The following is a 21,879-nucleotide window of genomic DNA, read 5'->3' as shown; positions in this document are numbered from 1 at the left end:
CCGGATGGGTCCCGGTGACCGCAGTCGGCACGGCCGAGGTCCCGGCGGCCGGGTCCGAGGGGGACGCCGATCCCGGGACGGGCGGCGCCGAACCCGCGGCGCCCGCCGTGGACCGGGACACCCGGGAATGGACGCTGGCCGAAGCCCGGTTGGGAGCGCCGCGTCTGCACCGGTTCGGCACCGACTCCGACCCGCTCGTCGTCCTCACCGAGGCTGCCACCGAACGCATGGGCCTGCCTGGCGGGTTGACCGACCGGCGCACCCTGCGGCTGCCCGACGACCACCCCGCCGTCCGCCGGCTCACCCGTGCCGGCTGGCGGCTGACCCGGCGCGGCTTCGGGCCCTGGGCACGCGTCTACCGGCCGGTGCAGGGCGGTACCCGCCAGTGCGTGCAGTTCGCCGTCCTGCCGTGGGATGCCCTCGACGCGCGGGCCTGGGGCGAAGCCGACCGGTTGCCGCCCGCCGAACTGGCCCGGGTGCTCGCCACCTACGCGCGGCGCGTCCTGACGCCCAGGGGCTCCACCGCCGTGGCCGGCCTGGAACTGATGACGGCGCTGCGCCCGCCGACCCGGCCGGTACGGGACGACGGCACCGGCGCATGGGTGCCGGGACCCGTGGCCGGATCACTGACCGGCCCCGTCGACCCGGCGCCGCCGGAGGCGCCCGACGAACACCCCGTCGCGGCCGCCCTGTTCCCGCGAACTCACGAGCGGAGCCCCGCCGAAGTCCTCGACGAGGAGGCGTACGACTGGATCCGCGACCCGGAGCTGCTGACGGACGCCGAGTGCGCGCAGCGCTTCGCAGTGGGCATCGACGTCAACACCGCGTTCCTCGCCGCCGCCAACCGCCTGGTGGTGGGGCTGTCCGCACCCGTGCACGTGCGGAACCCGGAGTTCGCCAAGAACGTGCCGGGGGTGTGGCTGGTGGACCTGTCCGGAATCCCGGTCGACCCGCGTCTGCCGTCCCCGTTCACCCCGCACGGCCGCCCTCCCGAGGGCCCGGCCTGGTACGCCACACCGACGGTCGCCTACGCCGCCGAACTCGTCGAGCAGTACGGGATTCCGGTCCGCGTCCGGCCCACCGAGGCATGGGTGCGCGAGGAGACGGGACCGTATCTCGACCCCTGGTACAAGCAGTTGGCCGACGCCTACAAGGCGACGATGGCCGACCTCGGTGTGACGGCGGACCTCACCCCGCAGCAGTACCTCGCGGCGATGGAGCACCACAAGCGGCGCGACCCCGGGCTGGCGGCCGTGCTGTTGGCGGTCAAGTCGACGGTCAAGGGCGGCATCGGCAAGCTCCGCGAACGCCCGCAGGGTGCCCGGTACCGCTTCGGCGAGCCGTGGCCCGCGCTCGAACGTCCCACATGGCGCCCCGACATCCGCGCCGCGGTCATCGCCACCGCCCGCGTGAACATGCACCGCAAGCTCGTCAGGACCGCGCTGGCCACGCAGACCGGCCCGGCCCCGACGGGATCCCTGACGTTCGATGACGACGCGCTGCTGCCGGTGGCCGTCCTCTCCGACTGCGCGGTGTACCCGGGCCGCGGTCCCTCACCCCTGGACGTGCTGCCGTACGGCCCCGACGGCAAACCCGCACCCGGCACCTTCCGCCTCGGCGTGTCCCCGGGCATGGTCAAACACGAGGGCACCCAACCCCTCTACTGGGCCGTCGAGTTGCTGGAACAGTCCCAGAACCCGGCCCGCCACATCAAGGGGGAGGGGGCGGACCCCGAGGAGTGAGGGGCGGGCGGTCTCCGTGACGCCCTTGGACCAGGAACGGGCCCACCGGTCGTCCGGGCCGCCACCGGGCACAACCACCGCCGTCGTCTGCCTGCGGTCCTTGGCGGCTGTCCGATCAGCTCAGTTCAATGCCCAGCGCATTCAGAACGCCCTGAATCCAGGCGGCATGCTCCGGCTCCGCAGCGGCGACACGCTCCAGGAGCTCGACGAGCCGCCGGCCCTCCTCCGCATCCATCCTGCCGAGCTCGAAGGCGATCTCTTCCAGGGCGTTCAAGGCCATCCGCGCGTCAGGCCCGACCTTGGCGAGATCCTCCAGGCTCGCCACCGCCGCCAGAAGTGCCCGCACCACTTCATCTCCCTGCAGCACGTCTTCGGCCTCCGCAGACACGGGCGATGACGGGAGGCCATGTCGCCGCGCCCGCCGACGGCCTGGCAAGGCGCAGGGCCGAGGTGGGACCGTCGGCACAAGCTGAGGTGACGTGAGGTGGGGTCCGTGCCGCGGGCGGCGGGTCGGAGCCGATACCGTGGAGCCGACATGCGCGGGTGGACGAGGGGGAGCGGACGGTGGGGATCATCCAGGAGAGCCTGGGCCGGGCGGCCGAGGCCACCGCGACCCGGCCCATCCCGAAGACCGCCCAGGCGCAGATGCGGTTCCTGGTCCGGCAGGCCAAGGGGTCGACCAGAGTGGCCGCGGAACGGCTCGGCATCAGCCGCCGCACCGTCGAGCGGTACCTGACCGGGCAGTTCCGCCGCCCGCACAAGGACCTGGCCACCCGGCTGGAGCGCGAGGTCCGCAAGGACTGGCAGCCCCGGGTTAAAGGCCGGGCACGCCGGCGCGCGGCCACGGCCACGGGCATCGTCATCGAGACCCGCGCCCGCTTCGGGTTCACGGCGGCTCCCGGCTCCACCGACGACTCCCGGATGCGGCGCGTCACCCAGCACCTGCCGCCCGCGTACGCCGCCCGCCTGTTCGACGCCGAGGCCGCGGGCGCCACCGAGCAGCAGTTGCAGCGGATCGCGGCCGAGGGCCTGCAGGAGATCTACTTCAAGGACCGCGGGCGCCGCGCCGACGGCCTCGAGGTGGAGTTCACCGACATCGACTACGTCGAGCTGGAGTTCTGACGCGGCTCAGCGTGTCGTCGTCGACAGGGCGAACGTTGCCTGATGCGGCACTAGCAGTGGGGCAGACCACCAGGCGACATCCGGAACCTCAGGTCACCATCCACGTACGGCCCGTACGTCCAGCCAGGGCCCCCGGAAGGGGTATAGACATCGAGGTAGTTGCCGCTCGCAATGACCGCCGAGGTGCGGTACCAGACGTCGCCGGTGGTGCCGACGGTGCCGCCGGACACCCAGCAGTCCACGAAAGCTTGATCATTCGGCGGCGCGAGGGTGAGGTCGTCGATCTTGCTGCAGTCCGCATAGGGGCAGCTGTAGACACCCGCGTGGTACTGGGTGGTCAGCGTGGCCAACTGCGGATTGGAGCCGTGGTTGTTCGGATTCGGATCCGCCGACGCCTGCGAGGTCGCGCCGAGGATCGATGCGCCAGCCAGAGCAAGCGCGCCGAGAGCCCTGATCGCACGAGTCATTGAGTGTTTCCCCCAGTCTTCATAGTTGTCAGTGTCCGGCGATGGGTGATGCGTCCCGCTCGGATGCCGTGCGGGAGTCGTGGCCCGGCCATCAGGCGGCCGGCCGACTGTCGCCCTGCTACCGGGCGGGCAGTCCAGTCAGTCCGCGTCTTCCCTGCAAGCGGCGCCGCTGAGAGGCGTGCGAGCCCCCATGACGCGCTTCGGCGCACGACGGCTCATTCCTGGGCCGTTGTGCAAGATCGAGGCTAAGAGCTTCCGTCCTAGATCCGTCCTGGATCCGTCCTTGCGCACTCCGTTCACATGAGCGCATGTGACACCTCGAATGCCTGGTTGCTGACAACCAGACGGCCTCGACGGTCCGAATCGCCTGCGCGCTCTCAACCTTGGCCGGCCTGGTCGCCGATCGCAGGGCCCTCCACACGAGGTTCGTCTCCTGCGTCAGGACGTGGTGACCCTCAGGCCGGACTTCCTGTTCGTACCGGCGCACCGCGGGACGTCCGGCTTCGAGGACTTCGCCCATGCCGTCCCGAAGACGGCGACACCGCATGGCGGCGACCTGCGACATTCTCTGCACGGTCGCCGGCCTGTGCTGTCGCCTGTCGCCGCCTCGTCGTGGAAACGCTCCAAGATCGCCACGGCAATCTTGTGGCGGGTTGCGACCGCCGCTCCGGCGCGCGGCGTTGAAGACTGGCGGAACGCGGAGGCCGTCGTGGCCGCCGCCCGACGTCCGGGTCGCCGGCAGGAGGAACCCCATCGTGACCGAGAGTGTGATCACCCCGCGAAACCGAGGCTTCCTCTTTCTGGACGCGCACCCCGCGGGCTGCCGGGAGGTGGTCGACGGCATGTGGCGCGACCTGCCGTCGCGTGATGAGGAAAACGGCGCCGCGTCCGCCGGTGAAGGGCCGGTCGCCCTGGTCATCGGATCGTCGGCCGGTTACGGTCTCGCCGCTACCCTCGCCGGACTGAAGCGTGCCGGCATCCGCGGCATCGGCATCTGCTTCGAGCGCGAAGGAGGCCCGCGCCGCACGGCCACCGCCGGCTGGTACCGCACGGCCGCCACCGCGGACGTCGCCCGCGCCGCGGGCCGTGACATGGCCTTCCTCAATGGCGACGCCTTCGCCGACACGACGAAGCAGCAGGTCGCCGAACTGCTGCGGGAGCGCTTCGGCGGGCGGCTGGACCATCTGATCTACTCCGTGGCCGCGCCCCGCCGGACCGATCCCGACACCGGTACGACGTACGCCTCCGTCCTCAAGCCCGTCGGCGCGGCCCACCGTACGAAGACGCTGGTGTTCGACCGCGACGGCGCCCCGGAGATCCGTGAGGTCGACACCGCCCCGGCCGAGGGGGACGACGTCGAGCAGACCGTCGCCGTCATGGGCGGCGCGGACTGGGAACGCTGGATCGACCACCTGGCGGCCCGGGACCTGCTCGCCGACGGCTTCACCACGGCGGCCCTGTCCTACATCGGCTCACCGCTGACGGCGGCGCTCTACCGCCAGGGCACGATCGGCGCCGCCAAGGCGCACCTGGAGGCCACCGCCCGCACCCTCGACGAGCGGCTCACCAAGTTGGTCGGCGGCCGCGCGGTCACCTCGGTCAACGGCGCCGCCGTCACGCAGTCCTCCACCGCCATTCCGGGGGTCGCCCTCTACCTCGGCCTGCTGCGGGGCGTCCTCGGCGACGCCATGGTCTCCCCGGCCGGCCAGTTGGCCGAGCTGTGGGATCAGCTCACCGGCGCGACCCCGCTGACCCTGGACGGTGAGGGCCGGGTGCGGCTCGACCGCTGGGAGCTGTCGGAAGACGTCCAGCAGGCCGTCGCCGAACGCTGGCACAAGGCGACCACGGAGACGATCGCCGGACTCGCCGACCTCGACTGGTTCCACGACGAGGTGCGGCGGCTCTACGGCTTCGCCGTGCCCGGCGTCGACTACGCCGCCGCGACCGCCACCGACATCCCCTGGCCCCGCTCCGCCGTGGGCCGCTGAGCAGGCGGGCACCGGTCCCGCCGCTCGCGAGGGGCCACAGCACACCGCCCCGACCACCACCTGCGTTCGCGGACGCCTCCTCGAGCGCGGCGCCCCACGGACCCGGCCGGCGGCGTCTGCCAGAATCACGGCATGGCTGAGCACGACACCGAGGGCCGCTACCTGCTGGACAACCAGCAGTCCGAGGCCGGCATCCGCTTCGGCGCGCTGGCCGAGCTGTTCGACCCGGTCACCTTCCGGCACGTCGACGCGCTCGGCATCGGCGCCGGCATGCGCTGCTGGGAGGTGGGCGCGGGCGGCCCGTCCGTACCGCTGGGGCTGGCGGAGCGGGTGGGCCCCACCGGATCGGTTGTCGCCACCGACATCGACGTCTCGTGGACGAAGGACATCGCCGGCGGCGCGATCGAGGTGCTGTCGCACGACGTGGCCGCCGACCCCCCGCCGGCCGGCGGCTTCGACCTGGTGCACGCCCGCCTCGTCCTGGTCCACGTCACCGACCGGGCCGAAGCGCTGCGCCGCATGATCCAGGCGCTGCGGCCCGGCGGCCGGCTGCTGCTGGAGGACGCCGATCCCAAGCTGCAGCCGCTGCTGTGCCCCGACGAGTCCGGACCCGAGGAACGCCTCGCCAACCGGCTGCGGAACGGCTTCCGCACGCTGATGGCCGCCCGCGGCGCGGACCTCGCCTACGGCCGCACCCTGCCCCGGATGCTGCGAGAGGCGGGGCTGTCCGACGTGCAGGCAGACGCCTACTTCCCGATCACCTCCCCGGCGTGCACCATCCTGGAGGACGCGACGGTGCGCCAGATCCGCCCGCTGCTCATCGAGCACGGACTCGCCACCGACGAGGAGATCGACCGCCACCTTGCGAACGTCGCCACGGGCCGGCTGGACCTGGCCACCGCACCGATGATCTCCGCGTGGGGCCGCCGCCCCTGACCTTGGGGACCGCCCCTCAGCCCCCGAGCCTCTGACATCGCGTCACTCATGCCAGTGTGACCCGCATGCCGCCCTCCGCGAGGATCTCCAGGATCCCGGCGAACAGGCCGTACGTCTGCCCCTCTGCCGCCAGCCTCTGGGACAGGTGTCTGCGGGCCGTCGCGGAGTCCCGCCAGACCAGGGTGCCCGGCGGGGTCCAGCCGAACGACCCGCGCAGGCAGTCGGCCAGGGCGGCGGTACAGCCACCGAAATAGCCGCCGGGGCCGTTCACCGCCTCGCCGAGAGCCAGATAGAGCGACGGCTCGTCCGTGACCTGGCGGCCGTCGAGGACCACGGCGCTGCCCGGGGGCCGGGGCGTGCGCGCGGTACGGCATCCGTGTTCACGGACCAGGTCGAGCCACGCCCAGCGCTCCCGGGTGCCGAGCGCGGTCCACTCCCCGAGCGCGCCGGGCGGACCTCCGAACCATCGTTCCCACAGCAGCCGGACATGATCCGGCACCATCGGCGGTAGCGATCCGGTCAGCGCCACGTCGATGAGATCCCGGCCGTGGGCGGACGGCTGCCAGGCCTGGACGGCGGGCCGCACGAGGAGGTCGGCCACCAGTCCATCGTGGTCGTCCCGGATCTCCAGCCGGCACTGGTCGAGGTCCCGTGCCCGGCGGGTGCCGACGCGCAGGGCGCTCAGCAACCGGTCGCTGGGAGCCAGCCCCCGAAGGACCAGCGTACGCGGCGGGTTCTCGGGCGGCAGCACGCGCGCGACCTCGCGGCACGAGCCCAGCCACCGCCGCTCGTCATGGATGCGAACCCTCCCGCCGTGGCCGTCGGGCGGCCCCAGAAAGTCGTCGAGGCCGGTGAGCAGGAGGGAATCGGTGCCCGGATGGCGGCCGAGGGACACGGCATCCTCCAGCCGCCAGGCATCGAGCTCTTCCGTCGGAGCCGGCTGCTCCTCCTCGGGTACGAGCCACACCTCGTGCCCGAGTCAGCCGCGCACGTCAGCCCCTTCGGGCTCCCAGCCGAACAGCTCGTACGTCGCGCGTTCGTGCTCCCCGAAGAGGCCGTCCACCTCGGCGCACACGCCCCAGACGTCGCCGTCGTCGCTGTCCGTCAGGACGTAGCGCCCGAACCGCCCTGGCTGACAAGGCTGTTCCGGACCGCGAGGATCCGCGCGCTCCCCATCACCGCTCCCCAATCCGTTCACGGCACGGATCATGCCTGGACCAGGATGGACAGGGAAAGCGGATTGTCCGGGGCGGATGCGGGACCCGGCGTTCAAGGGAAGGACGGGCGTGCCCGAGAAAGACGAGTGGGACGACACGCTGTTCGCGGGGACCGCGGCGTACTACCGCCGCGGCCGGCTGCCATACGCGCCGGGGCTCGTGGCGGTGCTCGGCGAAGTGCTGCAACTCGACGGACGGGGGCGGCTGCTGGACGTCGGCTGCGGGCCGGGCATCCTGGCGCTCGACCTGGCACACCTCTTCCAGGAGGTCGTCGGCCTGGACCCGGACCCCGGGATGCTGGCCGAAGCCGAACGCACCGCGGGCGCGCGGGAGCTGAGGGGGAAGACCCGCTGGGTGCGGGCCCGGGCCGAGGAACTGCCCGCGGGTCTCGGCACGTTCACGACAGCGTCCTTCGGTCAGTCCTTCCACTGGATGGACCGCGACCTCGTGGCGGGAACCGTCCGGGACATGCTCCGGCCGGGCGGCAGCCTGGTGCATGTCGCGGACGACAAATCGGAGGTGCGGTCCGCGGAGGGACTGCCGTACCCGGCCGTTCCGCACGAGAGGATCGACGCGCTGGTCCGGCGATACCTCGGCCCGGACCGCCGGGCCGGTCGCGGAACCGTGCCGCCCGGCGTCCCGGGGAACGAGGAAGAGGTGCTCGCCCGCGCGGGCTTCGCGAGCCGCGAGCGCCATGTGGTCCCCGGGGGACAGGCGTTGGAGCGTGGCCTCGACGACGTCGTGGCCGAGGTGTTCTCGATGTCGTACTCGGCGCCTCCGTTGTTCGGCCCGAACCGTTCCGAGTTCGAGGCCGAGCTGCGGGCCCTCCTGCGCGCGACGTCGCCGGCGGGACGCTTCTCGGAGCGCCGGCCGAGTACCGAGGTGCGCATCTGGCGGAAGGCGTTTGCGTGACCGCGCCCGTGACGGTGACCCGTGGACCTGCCTGCCCGGTCAGAGATCCGTCGCAGCCGAAGCCGACTCCCGTCCCGCCCGCGCCTCGTCGATCGCGGCCTTCATCGCCTTCGGAGGGAGCGCCGGATGGGCGGCCGCGGTCTCGGCGACCTGCCAGTCGCTGTCGGCGAGCAAGGCGACCAGGACCTCGGACGGCAGTGCTGGATGAGCGGCCGCGAGGCGCCGGGCCCTGGGGTCGTCGAGACAGGGGAGCAGCGCCGCCGCCTTCGCGTTCGGGTGCCGGGCGATCTCGCGGAGCGCCTTTCGCACCGGCGGCCGATAGTGCGCCAGCCGCTCCAGGAGAGCCGACGGGGCACCGGGATTGGCCGCCACCCGCGCGATGACGGCCACGCCATGGCGATCGACGATCGTCGCCAACTGCTCAGGGGAGAGGCCGGGATGGGGGGCCACGGCCCTGACGACCTTCGCGTCCGCGTCGCCCGTGCCTGGGCGGGCGTGAGGTCGGGCCGCTCGGTGAGGACGTCCACCACGTCCTCGTCGGCGCTCTCGAGCAGGCGCGTCGACAACGCGGGCGGCAGTGCGGGGTTGGCGGCCAGGCCGAGCAGGACGGGGTTCACGGGGCATCATCGTGCCCGACCCGTCCTCGCTTCCGCTCCTGGATATCCCGGCCCGCCCTGCCGCGAACAAGCCGGCCCGCGGGCGTCAGGACGTGATGCCCGCTGCCTCACCCAGCACCGATCGGAACTCGTCCACGGTCGTGAGGAGGGCGTCACCGGCGAACCGCAGCGATTCCAGGGAGCGTTCGGCCGCCTCCTTGTTGCCGGCTCCGCAGGCGTCGGTGACCAGGACGGGCACGTAGCCGAGGTCCGCCGCGTGGCGGACGGTGGGCTCGACACCGATCTCCAGCGCGCAGCCGACGACCGCCACGGTGGTGATCCCGCAGTCGCGCAGGGCGATGTCCAGCCACGTCCCCTCGAACGCCGACATGGTGATCTTGTCGATCACCACCTCGTGCTCCGTGGGGCGAAGTCGGGGCACGAGCTGGGTCTGCGGCGCGTCCGGCGGGAATGCGGAGACGACGTCGGCCGCTCGATCGGCCGCCTGCCACGCCCGCCACATGCGGAGCTGCGAGGCACCCATCAGCCCGGCGGGCAACGTGATGTGACGCAGGAAGAAGGTACGGATCCCGGTCGCCCGGGCCGCTTCCACCGTGCTCACCACCTGCCCGACGACCTGATCACCGTCGCCGATCTGCCCGACGACACCCACCTGCATGTCGTACACCAGCAGGGCGATCCGTCGGGGGTCGTCGCATGCTTCCCGCAGTGACCGGGGAACGCTGAGGCCGTTTCGCTCATCCACGCAGCCGACGCTACCCGGTGGTCCCGGCGATCACCGCCCGCACGCGCGCAGTCGTCGCGGCCGACACGAACCCGATCGGGGCAGAGGGCCGTCCGATATCTGTTTGCGGCGCAGATCGCGCCCCGGGAATCATGAGCGGATGAACGACGGCAGCGACGTGACACCCGTGGCCACCGGTCCCGACGAGGCACCGGCCCGGAGCGCGGCTGCGCGAAGCGGCGCCGAGGCCGCAGGGGCCGCGGCGGGACGGACTCCGCCGCCGGCGGCAGGCGGGGGCCGCATGGCCTGGTCCCAACTGCCGGACGCGCTGCGGACGGCGGTCGAGCGGCATCTCGGCGCTCCCGTCGTGCGCGCCGACACCCAGCAGGGCGGATTCTCGCCGGGCGTCGCCGCACGACTGACCTCGGCCACCGGCGAGCGGGTGTTCGTGAAAGCGGTGGGACCACGGCCCAACGCCGAGTCCGCGGGGATCCACCGGGCAGAGGCCCGTATCGCCGCCGCGCTGCCTCCGGACGTGCAAGCGCCGCGACTCCTTGCGGAATTCGACCGGGACGGCTGGGTCGTGCTCGTCTTCGAGGACGTCGAGGGTGCGATGCCCGCCCAGCCGTGGGTGCCGGACGAACTGGACCGCGTGCTGGCGGCGGTCGCCGACCTGGCGCGGACGCTGACCCCGGCTCCCGACGGTGTGGCCCCGGCGCTGGGTGTCCGCGCCGCGGACACGTTCCAGGGCTGGCGCCGGCTCGCGGCCGCCGCCCGCCACAGGGACGACCACCTCGACGGGCTCGACCCCTGGGCGCGGCGGCACCTGTACGACCTGGCGGCGCTGGAGAGCGGGTGGGAGACCGCCGCCGAGGGGACGACGCTCAACCACGGAGATCTGCGCGCCGACAATCTCCTGCTCACCGCCGACCGCGTCATGGTCGTGGACTGGCCCTGGGCGTCGGTGGGTGCCGTCTGGTTCGACCTGCTGGCGATGCTGCCCAGTGTGCGGATGCAGGGCGGACCGCCGCCGGAGACGGTCTTCGACCGGCATCCCGTCGCCGAGGGCGCCGACCCCGCGGCGGTCACGGCCGTGCTGGCCGCCGTCAGCGGATACTTCGTCGGGCAGTCCCGGCTGCCGGACCCGCCCGGCCTGCCCACGGTACGGGCCTTCCAGGCGGCGCAGGGCCGTGCCGCACTGGCCTGGCTGCGCGCCCGTACCGGTTGGCACTGACCTCCGGACCGGAACGCGCCGCACCCCCCGTGCCGGTCGGCACCGGCCGCACGGACCGGACCCGGCACCTGTGCGGTGCCGGGTCCGGCCGGCTGAGGCGGGATGGCGCGCGTCAGCGCGATGGCGGGCGCAGCCGCGGAGCTGCGGCCGTCAGCTGTGCGAGACGGTCAGGCCGTAGAAGGCGACCCGGGCGCCCTTCGTGGTGCTGTCGGAGGACGACTGGTTGTAGGAGCCCGCCTTGAAGTACATCTTGTAGGGGTCGAAGGACGACGGGATCGTGTAGTGCGTGGTGCTGCCGTTGACCGTCAGGTTGATGGTGTCGCCGCCGGAGACGCCGATCGTGTACGTCCAGGTCTTGCCGATCGAGACATGACCGACCGTGTGCGGGGTCTGGCCGCCCGACGGGGAGTTCTCGACGCCGGCGACGATGTCCCCGCCGGAGTGGACGTACAGCTCGATCAGCGGCTTGGTGGAGGAACCGCCGCTGCCGAGGTGGATCTGCCCGACGCAGACGTTGGACGTCACCGACACCACGCGCAGGGTCGCGCTCAGCTTGTGGGTGCCGCTCAGCGACCAGTCGGCGGCGCTGCCGTTGGAGTTCATCTCCTGCAGCTCCGACCGGGCGTAGTTGGAGTTGGGCGTGGTGACGCCCTTCTCCGGTGCCCAGAAGGTCATCGCGCCGTCCCGGCTGTCGGTGTAGAAGTAGTCGTCCTGGAAGCCGTTCGCGCCCTGGAGCTGCGAGGACGGGATGGTCGTCGGCGAGCCGGGGGAGCCGGTGGGCAGTTGCAGCTCCCACACCGACAGGTTGAAGTTGCCGCCGGGGGCGATGCCGGGCGTGGCGGCACCGGCGTCGGTGCCGAGCAGGCCGAGCGTGCCGGCTATGCCGATGCTCCCGGCGAGGGCCAGGCGTCTGATGCGGGTCTTCATGTGGGGGGTCCTTCCGTCGTCGGGTTCAAATACATGAACTCCGTCCAACATGTGGGGTGAACCTTGATTAGCACCTTCACGGAGAGGGGTCAACGCCTCACGTGAACCTGAGATGTGCCGCTGACATCCGGCTTGGCCTGGACCAGCGGGTTCACGTACGCAAACACGAAGGAGCCCAACACACGGCCGTCCCGCCCCCGGCGGAAGAAAATCCGGAATCCGTCCCCCGGCCGTGTCGATCTGCCTCGGCGCCGTTCGACCTGTTAGTGAGAGGGTCGACAGGCGACGCTCGGAGTGAGGAGACCGGTGATGGCGAAGTACATGCTGATCATGCGCGGCACGGACGAAGCGATGGCGAAGATGATGGACACGCCCTTCGAGGAGATGCTCGAGACGATGGGGCGGTTCAACGAGGAACTCATCAAAGCGGGCGTCCTCGTGGCCGCCGAGGGCCTCGACGACCCGGGCCAGGGCGTGGTCGTCGACTTCTCCGGCGAGACGCCGGTCGTCACCGACGGCCCCTACGGCGAGACGAAGGAACTCTTCGGCGGCTTCTGGATGCTGGAGGTCGCCTCCAAGGAGGAGGCCGTCGAGTGGGCCAAGCGGATCCCGCTGATGACCGGATCGAAGTGCGAGATCCGCCGCGTTCCGGCCATCGACGAGTTCCCGCAGGACAACGAGTGGGTCATCAAGGAGCGCGCGTGGCGCGAGCGGACGGGCCAGGTCTGAGCGGGGACACGGCCGGACACGGCCCGCCGGACGCCGACCGGGCGCGGCGGGCCGTCGAGGCCGTCTGGCGGATCGAGTCGGCGCGCATCGTCGGCACACTGGCGCGCTACACCGGGGACTTCGCGCTCGCCGAGGACGTCGCGCAGGAGGCGGTGGCCGAGGCCCTCGTCGGGTGGGCGCGCGACGGTACGCCGGCGAACCCCGTCGGCTGGCTGCTGGCGACCGCGCGCCGCCGTGCCATCGACGCCTTCCGCCGCCGGTCGGCCCTCGACGAGCGCTACGTCCTGCTCGCCGGGGCCCTGGCCGAAGGTGAGGCGGACGCCGGCGCGGCCGCACCGCGGGACCGGGCGGACGACCTGCCCTGGGATCCCGACCGGGTCGACGACGACGTGCTCGCGCTGATGTTCATCGCCTGCCACCCGGTGCTCTCGCCCGAGGCCCGGGTGGCGATGACCCTGCGCGCGGTCGGCGGCCTGTCCAGCGAGGAGATCGCCCGCGCGTTCCTCGTCACGGTGCCGACCGTGCAGGCGCGGATCACGCGGGCGAAGAAGACCATCGCCGCCGCGGGCGTGGCGTTCGAACTGCCCCTGGCCGACGAGCGGCGCGCCCGGCTCAGCGGTGTGCTCAGCGTGCTGTACGTGATCTTCACCGAGGGCTCGACGGCGACGTCGGGGGACCGTCTGGTGCGCGCCGACGTGGCGTACGAGGCGGTCCGGCTGACCCGGATGCTGGCCGCGCTGCTGCCCGATGAGCCCGAGGTGCACGGTCTGCTCGCGCTGCTCGAACTGACCGCCGCCCGCTTCCCCGCGCGGACCGGACCCGACGGCGAGGCGGTCCTGCTGGAGGACCAGGACCGGCGCCTGTGGGACCGGTCCGCCATCCGCCGCGGGCTGGGGGCGCTGAGCCGTGCCGCCTCGGTCGGCCGCGGGTTGGGGTCCTACGGACTCCAGGCCGCGATCGCCGCGTGCCACGCCGCGGCGCCCTCCGTGCCGGAGACCGACTGGGAGCGGATCGTGCTGCTCTACGAGGCACTCGGCCGCCTCGCGCCGTCACCGGTCGTCGAGCTGAACCGCGCGGTGGCCGTCGCGATGGCCCAGGGGCCGGAGCAGGCGCTGACCACGGTCGACGACCTGGTCGCGTCGGGGCGGCTGTCCGGATCGCATCTGCTGCCCACCGTGCGCGGGGAGTTGCTCGCGCGCCTGGGCCGGACCGCCGAGGCCCGGGCCGAACTGGAGCTCGCCGCACGGCTCTGCGGCAACACCCGCGAACGCGCCGTCCTGTTGCGCAAGGCGGCCGCTCTGCCCGGTCAGCGATGAGTTCGGCCCGCTTCCGCGGTCCTTGAGGACGACTGAGGTTCCGGCATCCGAGGCGGAGGGGACGAGATGAGCCACACGACGGCAGAGACACGCGCGGCCCGGGAGGTGTCGCCGGGCGAGCGGGGGCGTCGGGCCCGTGTCCCTGAGACCGCAACGGCACCGCACCGGCCATGCGCCGCCACCGGCGACGAGGCCTTGACGTACCGCTGGGCGGCCTGAGATGGCCGCCGACCGCCGGCCCACCGCCGCAACCGTGCGAGAGCTCGTCGAGGTGAGCCGGTACCTCGTCCTGTCCACCGCGGACGCAGCGGGACGGCCCTGGGGATCGCCCGTCTACTTCGCCCACGTGGACTGCGTCGAGTTCCTCTGGGTCTCCTCGCCCGACGTCACGCACTCCCGAAACATCGCGGTGCGGCCCGAGGTGGGCCTGGTGGTCTTCGACTCCCACGCGGCGATCGGCACCGGGCAGGGCGTCTACATGCCGGCCGTGGCCGAGGCGCTGGACGGCGACGACGCCGCACAGGGCATCGAGGTGTTCTCCCGCCGTTGCGTGGCGCACGGCGGTGCGCCGTGGACGGCCGAGGACGTCCGCACCGGCGGCGAGTTCCGTCTGTACCGGGCCGTCGCGCAGTCCCACGGGATCCTTGCCAAGGACGGCAGCGCCGACCACCGGATCCCCGTGGACCTCAGCCAGGGGCGCGGATGACGTCAGCGCGGCGGGCGCACCGCCGCTCGGTCCACCGCCGCAGCCGCGCGGATCAGGCCTGCGCGGCGGCGAGCGCCGCGAGCGTGTCGAAGTCCCAGCTCAGGCGTCCGGCACGCAGGTCCGCGACGACGGAGTCGAGCCAGCCGAGCTCGGCGGCCAGCACGGCACGGCGGTACTCGTCCTCCAGCATCGTCACGCGGGGGAGGGCGACTGCGGCCGCCTGGCCGGCGGCCGCGTCCAGAGCGGTCAGGGCGGCGCGGACCTGCTCCGCCCGCTCGGCCAGCACCTCGCCGGTCTCCTCGGGGGTCAGCATGAGCACGAAGGACAGCGCCGCGGGGAACTCCGGGTAGTCGGCGCGGGGAACCGTGAGCATCTCCCGCAGCCACTTCCGGTGCGCCTGCCGTCCCTCCTCGGTCACCTCGTAGACGGTGCGCTCCGGGTACTGCGGGTCCTTCTCCGTCTCCCGGACGGCGATCAGCCCGGCGTCGAGCAGCCGGTCGATCGTGCGGTACAGGCTCGCCCGCTGGCTGACGTTGACGACCTGGTCCTTGCCCCACTGCTTGATCAGGCGCTGGATGCCGTAGGGGTGCAGCGGCCGCATGTGAAGGAGCGACAGGACGGTGAGGGCGAGAGGGGAGCTGCGCATGCCGAGGAGTGTACCGGGCGGACGTCTCGTCGTAACTAGTTGACATGAAACTAGTAGCAGTGTGACTATCAAGCCATGACGACAACGACTCAGCTCGTGTCCGCCGAGCGCATCCACGCGGACCACGCCACCATCAAGCACCTCGGCAACTGGACGGACGCCACCGCCTTCGACGTGCGGGCCCGGCGCGCCTCCGTCGTCCTCGACCTGCGCTCGCCCGGCATCGGCTGGGACGAACCGGTCACCGTCCACACCACGCTCGCGAACGCCGTCCTCACCCTGCTGCTCCCCGAGGACGTCACCGTCGACCACTGGGATCTGACGTGGACCGGCCGCGGCAAGGTCAAGGACGCCGGGGCCACGCCGGCCGGCGCTTCGGGCAAGCACGCCGCGCCCGGGAACGGCGAGCGCCGCCTGCGGCTGAGCGGAACCGCCGCGCACGGCGAGATCCGCGTCCAGCGCGGCGGCGTCGCCCAGCTCGCCGCGATGTGCTCCCGCGCCTACCTGCGGGACCTGCGCGGCGCCCACCGCGAGGGCCGGCTGCCCACCGTCGACGACCCGGCCCGCGAGGCCGTCCGCTGAAGGGTCCGCCTAGCGGATGCCCGTGGTGGCGATGCCCTGGACGATCTGCCGCTGGAAGACCAGGAACACGGCGACCAGCGGCAGGAATCCGAGCACCGAGGACGCCATCACCTCCGCGTACTGGATGTTGCTGGGACTGACCAGGGAGGACAGGCCGACCGGGATGGTCTGCGCCTTCGTCTGGTTGAGGACCAGCAGCGGCCACAGGAAGGCGTTCCAGGAGGTGATGAAGGTCAGGATCGCCACCGTCGCCGCCGCGGGCCGGCACATGGGCATGGCGACCGTCGCGTACACCCGCCACCAACTCGCGCCGTCGATCCGGGCGGCCTCGATCAGCGGCATCGGGATGCCCCGGAAGAAGGCGTGGAAGACGAACACCGACACCGGCGCCACGGCGTAGGGCAGTACCAGCGCCCAGTAGGTGCCGAGAAGGTGCAGCGAGCGGTACTCGATGAACTGCGGCAGCACCAGCGCCTCGCTCGGCAGCATCAGGCCGGCGGTGACCAGGGCCAGGATCGCCGCCCGGCCCCGGAACCGCAGGAAGACCAGGGCGAACGCGGCCATCGAGCACAGCACCACGGTGAAGACCACCGAAAGGGCCGAGATCACCAGGCTGTTGAGATACCACGAGCCGATCGGGTAGTTGTCCCAGGCGTAGCGGTAGGCGTGCAGGGACCAGCCGCCGGCGAACAGTGACGTCGGGTGCTCGGTGATCGCCCCGTCGGACCGCAGCGAGGTGGCGATCGCCCAGACGAACGGCACCAGCCAGATGAGGGCGAAGAGCGTCATGCAGGTCGCGCACAGCCGGTTGAACATCTTCGCCGGATCGACGGTGCGCCCGCCGCCGTCCGTGCCGGACGGCGGCCGGGTGGTGGTCGTCACGGTGCTCACAGTGCTCACGGTGTCCTCCGCTCAGGCTGCCGCTCGGGTGGCACGCCAGCGGCGCAGCCCGTACCAGACCGCCGAGATCGCGACGATGACGGCGAAGTAGATCAGAGTCGCGGCGGCGCCGTAGCCGCCGCGGTAGGACGTGAAACCGGTGTCGTAGATGTACTCGATGACCGGCCGCGTCGACTGGTCGGGACCGCCCCCGAGCAGCAGGTAGATCTGGTCGAAGACCTTCAGCGACGCCAGGATCTGCAGGATGAGCACCAGGCTCGTCGTGCGGCCGAGCAGCGGGACGGTGATGAACCGGATCTGCTGCCACGGCCCCGCACCGTCGATGGCCGCCGCCTCGTACACGTCCGACGGCACGTCCTGGATCGCGGCCGTGTAGAGCACGAAGTTGAAGCCGAAGGTCCACCACAGCGTCATGAGCACCACGGCCGTCCAGCCGCCGGAGGTGCTGCCGATGAAGTCCGGCACGGGAAGGCCCACGGCGTGGAAGAACTTGGGGGCCAGACCCACCTGAGGCGTGTAGATCCACAGGAAGATCAGCGCCACCACCGAGGAGGGCACCACGTAGGGCGCGAAGAACGCGATCCGGTAGAAGACCCGCCCGCGCCGTATGCGGGCGGCGAGGACCGCGAAGACCAGGGCCAGCACGACCAGCGGGGGAGTGGTGAACAGGGTGAACAGCACCGAGTGCCACATCGCCTGCCAGAACAGCGGATCCGCGCACACCTTCGTGTAGTTGGAGAGCCCCACCCACTCGCCCAGGCCGCTCTTCACCGTGGTGGTGTTGAAGAGGCTGACGACGACACCGATGAGCAGCGGGCCGATCACGAACACCAGGTAGACGAGAACGAAGGGTGCGCTGAGCAGCAGACCCGCGCGGCGTTCGGAGGAGGGCGTCCGGTGGTCGAGTGCGGCCGGGCGGGACGGTGTGGACGCCGGCCGCGTCGAGGCGACGGTCGTCATCGGGTTGCCCCCTCCTTCATCGTGACGGGCGGGCGGGCCGTGGTGTAACGCTTGAGGTCCGCCCGCATCGCGGCGACACCGCCCTTCGGGGTGAGCCGCCCGGCGAGAACCTCGATGATCGTGGCGCCCACCGTGTTCTGGAAGTCCGAGCCGGCGCCGGTGTACCAGGCCACCGGGTCGTACACCGCGCTGAACGCCGCCTGCACGTAGTTGCGCTGGGGCGACTGGTCCAGGAACGCCCTGCTGCGCTGGGTCGGCAGCCACGCCGGGACGTGGCCGCCCTGCGCCCAGACCGCGCTGTCGTCCAGCAGACTCTTGATGAGCAGCGCCGCGTTGTGCGTACGGCCCGCGGAACGACCGGAGTTGCGCGGCACGACCAGGGCGTGGGAGTCCGCGTACGCCACCGGCTTCGGGCCGAGCAGCGCGGGGAACGGCACCACGTTGAAGTGGAAGCCCTTGACGAGCCGGTAGGCGGGGATCTGCCACTCACCGTCGAAGAGGAAGCCCGCCTTGCCGGTGGAGAACAGGGCGTTCGCGCCCGCTCCGGTGAGGCTGCCGGGCATCAGGCCACCGGAGGTGAGGCTGCGCAGGAAGGCGAACGACTCCTCCATCGCCGCGTCGTCGATGGTGACCCGGGTGCCGGAGTCGGAGACGACCGGCCCGGCCAGGCCCGAGTACACCATGCTGAAGCACCGCCACGCCGTGGACGGGTCGGCGGTGATCGACATGACCGCGCCGTACTGCGCGCCCGCGTCCTTCATCGCCTTCAGCGCGTCGAGGAAGGCCTCCTTGCCGCTCATCGGCTTCAGCCCGTCGCCGGCGGCGTTCAGCAGACCCGCCTTGCGCGCCAGATCGACGTCGTAGAAGAGGACGAACGGGTGGGTGTCCAGTGGTACCGCGTAGACCGTGCCGTCCACGGTGGCCTTGCGCCAGGCCGCGGGGGTGAACCGGTCGGGGGTGACGCCGAGTTCGGTGACCCCGGTGTCGGCGACCGGCTCCAGGAGCCCGGAGGCCGCCAGCAGCGGCAGCCGGGACAGATGGGCGATCCCGACGTCCGGGGGAGTGCCGCTGGCCGTCGCCAGCGCCAGCTTGGTGTAGTACGGGTTGCCCCAGCTCAGGATGGTCGCCTCGAGCGACACCCCGGGGTGCGCCTTGCGGAAGGCGTCCTCCATCAGCACCATGTTGGCGCCGTCGCCGCCGGTGAACAGATTCCAGAAGAGAACGTCGGCGGTGTTCGGCTGAGCACCCGTCAGCCCCGACACCACCGGGGACGCACACGCCGACAGTCCGCCCGTGAGGGCGAGACCGCCGCCGAGGGCGAGAAACCGTCGGCGTGCCATCGCTCTGCCCATGGGGGTTTCCACCTCGTCACATCGATGTGAACCTCGATGGCCGAGACCATGACACAGGATTTGCAACGATGCAATAGGTCGGCACGCACCGGGCGGAGTAGGTTGCGGGACGCCGGGTCGGCCGGGCGCCGCGCGTCCCGATCAGCCTGCCGCGGGCCGGTGCTGCGAGGACGCGCGGACCACCAGCCGGAACGGCGTGGCCTCCTGCCGCCCTGGCACAGGCGCCGGATCGTCGTCGTCGGCCTTGTGGCGGCCCTGCTCCTCCAGCAGATCCAGCGCCCGTTCGGCGATCGCGTCCAGGTCGGGGGCGACGGAGGTGAGCGGCGGATGCGTGTACGCCGCCTCCTGGATGTCGTCGATGGCGGCCACCGCGACATCCTCGGGCACCCGCACCCCTGAGGCGTCCAGCGCCCGGAGCGCGCCCACGGCCAGCGCGTCGTTGAAGGCGAACACGCCGTCGGGCAGCGGTCCGTCACCCTCCAGCAGCTCCGCCACGGCAGCGTAGCCCTCGGCCCGGGTCCAGTCGTCGACCGGCACCTCGAACCAGTTGACCCGCCGCACCTTCGCCTCCGCCATCGCCTGCCGATAACCCTCGGTGCGCTGGCGGCCGTTCTCGCTCGCGTTGCGGCCGAGGGCCACGACGCGCCGGCAGCCCTGGTCGAGCAGGTGGGCGACCGCGGTCCTGGCGGCCGCCACGTTGTCGATGCCGACCCGGGGCAGGTGGTCGCCGACGCTGTGCTCGCCGAGCATCACCAGGGGGAAGTCCGGCACCGCGGAGCCGACGTCGGCCGCGGGCAGGGTCAGGGCGCTGAACAGCACGCCGTCGGCCACGTTCGTCAGTCCGCCGGACAGGATCTTCCGCTCGACCTCGCTGTCGCCGGCGGTCGACTCGACCAGCACCGTGATCCCGCGGCGGGCCGCGGCTCCGATGACCGCCTGCGCGAGCTCGGCGAAGTACGGCTCGGCGAGGAAGGGCACCGCGAGCGCCACGAATCCGGTCCTGCCCGAACGCAGTCCCTTGGCCAGGAAGTCCATCCGGTAGCCGAGTTCGTCCAGCGACCGCTGCACGCGCTCCCGGGTGGTGGCGCTGACGTGCGGGTAGCCGCTGACCACGTTGGAGACGGTCCGCACCGACACGCCGGCATGCTCGGCCACATCCCGCATCCGTACCCTCGCCACCGGCCTGCCCCTTTCGGTCGTGCTCGTACCCGGAGTCTGCCGCAGATCGGCGCGACCGCCGCACCGGTCGCCGCGATCGCGTCCGGGGGACGGGTGCGGGCCGCAGGGGCCCGACCGGACACCGGCTGCCGGAACTGGCTCTTGCATCGTTGCAAACGATCACTCATCATGACAGGGCTTCGATTATAGGAACGCAGGCACAGCCATGGCCGGGCCGGCCGGAGGAGGACCCGTGGGGGCGACAGAGCAGGGTGCCGGGCAGGTCGGCGAGGACGTCAACGGGCCGGCCGCAGGTCCGGCCGCAGGGCTCGGGAAGGCCGAGCAGGGCCCCGGAGGCGCGTCGGCGGACGCGGTCCAGGGGTCCGCGGAGGACGGCTCCTACCCGCGTCCGGGTCTGCGCCGGGCGCGATGGGTGAGCCTGGACGGCGTCTGGGACTTCGGGTTCGACGACGCCGGGACCGGCGAGCACCGCGCCCTCGGCGATCCGTCCGACGGCGAGGACCTCGGCCTGTTCGACCGTGAGATCACCGTGCCGTTCCCGCCGGAGGCCCCCGCCTCCGGCATCGGCGACACGGATCCCCACCCCGTCGTCTGGTACCGGCGCCGCATCCCGCACGAGGTGCTGGTCCCCGCGGGGTCCCGGACCGGCGACCGTTCGCTGATCCACTTCGGCGCGGTCGACCACCGGGCGCGGGTCTGGCTCGACGGGCACCTGGTGGCCGAACACGTCGGGGGTCAGACCCCGTTCACCGCCGACGTCACCGAGGCGCTGGGCGACGGCGCCGCCGACCACGTCCTCGTCGTCCGCGCACAGGACGACCCCGCGGACCTCGCACAGCCGCGCGGCAAGCAGGACTGGCAGGCGCGGCCGCACGCGGTCTGGTACGAGCGGACCACCGGGATCTGGCAGAGCGTGTGGGCCGAGAGCGTGCCCGCCCAGCACATCACCGACCTGGCCTGGATCCCCGACCCCGCCCGCGGAGTGACCGCCGAGGTGACCCTGGCCGCGACACCGTCCGAGCCGCTGTCCCTGGACATCGTGCTCAGCCTGAACGGACGGGTGCTCGCCGAGAGTTCGACCGCGGTGCGCACCCGCCGCAGCCGCGTCGACGTGGTGATCCCCGCCCTGGGCAACGGCATCGACCGTGAGGACCTGCTGTGGCGGCCCGAGCGGCCGACCCTGCTCGACGCACGGGTCACCGTGCGGGCCGCCGCAGGCGGCGAAGCGACCGCCACCACCGGAGACGTGACCGCGAACGACGGCACGCCGGCGGCCCCCGACACCGTCGACAGCTACGTCGGCGTGCGCAGCGCCGGAGTCGGCGGCGGGGCTTTCCTGCTCAACGGCCACCCCTACTACGTGCGTTCGGTGCTCAACCAGGGCTACCGTCCCGAGACCCAGCTGGCCAACCGCGGCACCGCCGAACTGCGCCGCGAGGTCGAGCTGATCAAGGCCATGGGCTTCAACGCGGTCCGCGTGCACCAGAAGGCCGAGGATCCCCGTTTCCTGTACTGGGCCGACCGGCTCGGTCTCCTCGTATGGGGCGAGACCGGGGCCGCCTACGAATTCGGCGTCGAGGCCGTGGAGTTGCTCACCCGCGAGTGGCTGGACCTGGTGCGGCG

23 protein-coding genes are annotated in these 21,879 nt (G+C 72.2%); 11 read left to right on the top strand and 12 right to left on the bottom strand.

Translation table 11 applies throughout. From position 1 onward, the window contains the following. The coding region (gene tap / locus K7862_RS35435) for a telomere-associated protein Tap (protein ID WP_262414298.1) at positions 1–1,742 on the top strand (1,742 nt) is incomplete at its 5' end. A 115-nt stretch (positions 1,743–1,857) separates the two neighbouring features. On the opposite strand, the gene K7862_RS35430 is transcribed toward tap, so the two are convergent. Then, entirely contained in the window at positions 1,858–2,130 is a 273-nt protein-coding gene (locus K7862_RS35430; RefSeq protein WP_222969569.1) for a hypothetical protein, read from the bottom strand. A 176-nt stretch (positions 2,131–2,306) separates the two neighbouring features. Between K7862_RS35430 and tpg the strand changes: the two genes are divergently transcribed. Next, the gene (gene tpg / locus K7862_RS35425; protein WP_222969567.1) at positions 2,307–2,864 is read left to right on the top strand and encodes a telomere-protecting terminal protein Tpg; all 558 of its coding nucleotides are present in this window, start codon (positions 2,307–2,309) and stop codon (positions 2,862–2,864) included. 50 nt (positions 2,865–2,914) lie between these two features. On the opposite strand, the gene K7862_RS35420 is transcribed toward tpg, so the two are convergent. Next, on the bottom strand, positions 2,915–3,331 hold the full coding sequence (locus tag K7862_RS35420; protein WP_222969565.1) for a hypothetical protein: 417 nt from the start codon (positions 3,329–3,331) through the stop codon (positions 2,915–2,917). A gap of 755 nt (positions 3,332–4,086) precedes the next feature. Between K7862_RS35420 and fabV the strand changes: the two genes are divergently transcribed. Together fabV and K7862_RS35410 are read left to right on the top strand one after the other, a co-directional pair. After that, positions 4,087–5,319: an enoyl-[acyl-carrier-protein] reductase FabV gene (fabV, locus tag K7862_RS35415; protein ID WP_222969563.1), complete on the top strand. Its 1,233-nt coding sequence runs from the start codon at positions 4,087–4,089 to the stop codon at positions 5,317–5,319. Between the two features lie 132 nt (positions 5,320–5,451). Beyond that, positions 5,452–6,255: a class I SAM-dependent methyltransferase gene (locus K7862_RS35410; RefSeq protein WP_222969561.1), complete on the top strand. Its 804-nt coding sequence runs from the start codon at positions 5,452–5,454 to the stop codon at positions 6,253–6,255. A gap of 46 nt (positions 6,256–6,301) precedes the next feature. Here K7862_RS35410 and K7862_RS35405 read toward each other — a convergent pair whose 3' ends face one another. Beyond that, the gene (locus K7862_RS35405) at positions 6,302–7,222 is read right to left on the bottom strand and encodes a barstar family protein (protein WP_308012358.1); all 921 of its coding nucleotides are present in this window, start codon (positions 7,220–7,222) and stop codon (positions 6,302–6,304) included. A 12-nt stretch (positions 7,223–7,234) separates the two neighbouring features. Continuing rightward, on the bottom strand, positions 7,235–7,465 hold the full coding sequence (locus tag K7862_RS38365) for a hypothetical protein (protein ID WP_308012357.1): 231 nt from the start codon (positions 7,463–7,465) through the stop codon (positions 7,235–7,237). Between the two features lie 43 nt (positions 7,466–7,508). On the opposite strand from K7862_RS38365, the gene K7862_RS35400 reads away from it, so the two are divergent. Continuing rightward, positions 7,509–8,384 carry a methyltransferase domain-containing protein gene (locus K7862_RS35400; protein ID WP_222969559.1) on the top strand — a complete coding sequence of 292 codons (876 nt, stop codon included), beginning with the start codon at positions 7,509–7,511 and terminating at the stop codon, positions 8,382–8,384. A gap of 39 nt (positions 8,385–8,423) precedes the next feature. Here K7862_RS35400 and K7862_RS35395 read toward each other — a convergent pair whose 3' ends face one another. Further along, positions 8,424–8,801 (bottom strand): hypothetical protein, encoded by a 378-nt coding sequence (locus K7862_RS35395; protein WP_222969557.1) that lies wholly within the window; start codon positions 8,799–8,801, stop codon positions 8,424–8,426. 285 nt (positions 8,802–9,086) lie between these two features. Continuing rightward, a complete protein-coding gene (locus K7862_RS35390; RefSeq protein ID WP_222969555.1) occupies positions 9,087–9,746 on the bottom strand; it encodes a cysteine hydrolase family protein in 660 nt (219 codons plus the stop codon). 280 nt (positions 9,747–10,026) lie between these two features. Here K7862_RS35390 and K7862_RS35385 point away from each other — a divergent pair, with 280 nt between their 5' ends. Further along, positions 10,027–10,959, top strand: coding sequence for a phosphotransferase family protein (locus tag K7862_RS35385; protein WP_222969577.1), 933 nt, complete (start codon positions 10,027–10,029; stop codon positions 10,957–10,959). Between the two features lie 150 nt (positions 10,960–11,109). On the opposite strand, the gene K7862_RS35380 is transcribed toward K7862_RS35385, so the two are convergent. Further along, positions 11,110–11,886: a polysaccharide lyase family 7 protein gene (locus K7862_RS35380; protein ID WP_222969553.1), complete on the bottom strand. Its 777-nt coding sequence runs from the start codon at positions 11,884–11,886 to the stop codon at positions 11,110–11,112. Between the two features lie 309 nt (positions 11,887–12,195). On the opposite strand from K7862_RS35380, the gene K7862_RS35375 reads away from it, so the two are divergent. The 3 genes from K7862_RS35375 (at position 12,196) to K7862_RS35365 (ending at position 14,637) form a co-directional block, all read left to right on the top strand. Beyond that, complete coding sequence (locus K7862_RS35375) at positions 12,196–12,615, top strand: YciI family protein (RefSeq protein WP_222969552.1); 420 nt, start codon at positions 12,196–12,198, stop codon at positions 12,613–12,615. After that, on the top strand, positions 12,588–13,931 hold the full coding sequence (locus K7862_RS35370) for an RNA polymerase sigma factor (protein ID WP_222969550.1): 1,344 nt from the start codon (positions 12,588–12,590) through the stop codon (positions 13,929–13,931). The genes K7862_RS35375 and K7862_RS35370 overlap by 28 nt, the downstream gene beginning before the upstream one ends. Positions 13,932–14,184: 253 nt before the next feature. Continuing rightward, complete coding sequence (locus K7862_RS35365; protein WP_222969548.1) at positions 14,185–14,637, top strand: pyridoxamine 5'-phosphate oxidase family protein; 453 nt, start codon at positions 14,185–14,187, stop codon at positions 14,635–14,637. A 52-nt stretch (positions 14,638–14,689) separates the two neighbouring features. Here K7862_RS35365 and K7862_RS35360 read toward each other — a convergent pair whose 3' ends face one another. Next, complete coding sequence (locus tag K7862_RS35360; protein ID WP_222969546.1) at positions 14,690–15,283, bottom strand: PadR family transcriptional regulator; 594 nt, start codon at positions 15,281–15,283, stop codon at positions 14,690–14,692. Positions 15,284–15,358: 75 nt separating this feature from the next. On the opposite strand from K7862_RS35360, the gene K7862_RS35355 reads away from it, so the two are divergent. Further along, positions 15,359–15,865, top strand: coding sequence for a hypothetical protein (locus K7862_RS35355; protein ID WP_222969544.1), 507 nt, complete (start codon positions 15,359–15,361; stop codon positions 15,863–15,865). 9 nt (positions 15,866–15,874) lie between these two features. On the opposite strand, the gene K7862_RS38360 is transcribed toward K7862_RS35355, so the two are convergent. From K7862_RS38360 to K7862_RS35335, 4 genes are all read right to left on the bottom strand, one after another. Next, positions 15,875–16,765 carry a carbohydrate ABC transporter permease gene (locus tag K7862_RS38360; RefSeq protein WP_308012354.1) on the bottom strand — a complete coding sequence of 297 codons (891 nt, stop codon included), beginning with the start codon at positions 16,763–16,765 and terminating at the stop codon, positions 15,875–15,877. Positions 16,766–16,777: 12 nt separating this feature from the next. Further along, positions 16,778–17,725, bottom strand: coding sequence for a carbohydrate ABC transporter permease (locus K7862_RS35345; RefSeq protein WP_222969542.1), 948 nt, complete (start codon positions 17,723–17,725; stop codon positions 16,778–16,780). Then, entirely contained in the window at positions 17,722–19,077 is a 1,356-nt protein-coding gene (locus tag K7862_RS35340) for an extracellular solute-binding protein (RefSeq protein WP_262414296.1), read from the bottom strand. Before K7862_RS35340 ends, K7862_RS35345 begins: the two co-directional genes overlap by 4 nt. 141 nt (positions 19,078–19,218) lie before the next feature. After that, on the bottom strand, positions 19,219–20,241 hold the full coding sequence (locus K7862_RS35335) for a LacI family DNA-binding transcriptional regulator (protein ID WP_222969571.1): 1,023 nt from the start codon (positions 20,239–20,241) through the stop codon (positions 19,219–19,221). A 247-nt stretch (positions 20,242–20,488) separates the two neighbouring features. Here K7862_RS35335 and K7862_RS35330 point away from each other — a divergent pair. Next, positions 20,489–21,879: glycoside hydrolase family 2 protein (locus K7862_RS35330; protein WP_308012353.1), on the top strand; the 1,391-nt coding region annotated here is incomplete at its 3' end.

The organism is Actinacidiphila acidipaludis (assembly GCF_019890725.1).
In the GTDB taxonomy this organism is placed as follows: domain Bacteria; phylum Actinomycetota; class Actinomycetes; order Streptomycetales; family Streptomycetaceae; genus Actinacidiphila; species Actinacidiphila acidipaludis.
Note: the sequence above shows the minus strand (reverse complement) of the source record. Positions and strands in the feature narration are given on the sequence as shown.

Bases quoted from the DNA above. Each gene is read 5' to 3' on its own strand.
- K7862_RS35420 (WP_222969565.1), bottom strand. From the start codon at position 3,331: ATGACTCGTGCGATCAGGGCTCTCGGCGCGCTTGCTCTGGCTGGCGCA.
- K7862_RS35410 (WP_222969561.1), top strand. From the start codon at position 5,452: ATGGCTGAGCACGACACCGAGGGCCGCTACCTGCTGGACAACCAGCAG.
- K7862_RS38365 (WP_308012357.1), bottom strand. From the start codon at position 7,465: ATGATCCGTGCCGTGAACGGATTGGGGAGCGGTGATGGGGAGCGCGCG.
- K7862_RS35400 (WP_222969559.1), top strand. From the start codon at position 7,509: ATGCGGGACCCGGCGTTCAAGGGAAGGACGGGCGTGCCCGAGAAAGAC.
- K7862_RS35385 (WP_222969577.1), top strand. From the start codon at position 10,027: ATGGCCTGGTCCCAACTGCCGGACGCGCTGCGGACGGCGGTCGAGCGG.
- K7862_RS35380 (WP_222969553.1), bottom strand. From the start codon at position 11,886: ATGAAGACCCGCATCAGACGCCTGGCCCTCGCCGGGAGCATCGGCATA.
- K7862_RS35375 (WP_222969552.1), top strand. From the start codon at position 12,196: ATGGCGAAGTACATGCTGATCATGCGCGGCACGGACGAAGCGATGGCG.
- K7862_RS35360 (WP_222969546.1), bottom strand. From the start codon at position 15,283: ATGCGCAGCTCCCCTCTCGCCCTCACCGTCCTGTCGCTCCTTCACATG.
- K7862_RS35355 (WP_222969544.1), top strand. From the start codon at position 15,359: ATGACGACAACGACTCAGCTCGTGTCCGCCGAGCGCATCCACGCGGAC.
- K7862_RS35345 (WP_222969542.1), bottom strand. From the start codon at position 17,725: ATGACGACCGTCGCCTCGACGCGGCCGGCGTCCACACCGTCCCGCCCG.
- K7862_RS35340 (WP_262414296.1), bottom strand. From the start codon at position 19,077: ATGGGCAGAGCGATGGCACGCCGACGGTTTCTCGCCCTCGGCGGCGGT.
- K7862_RS35335 (WP_222969571.1), bottom strand. From the start codon at position 20,241: ATGCGGGATGTGGCCGAGCATGCCGGCGTGTCGGTGCGGACCGTCTCC.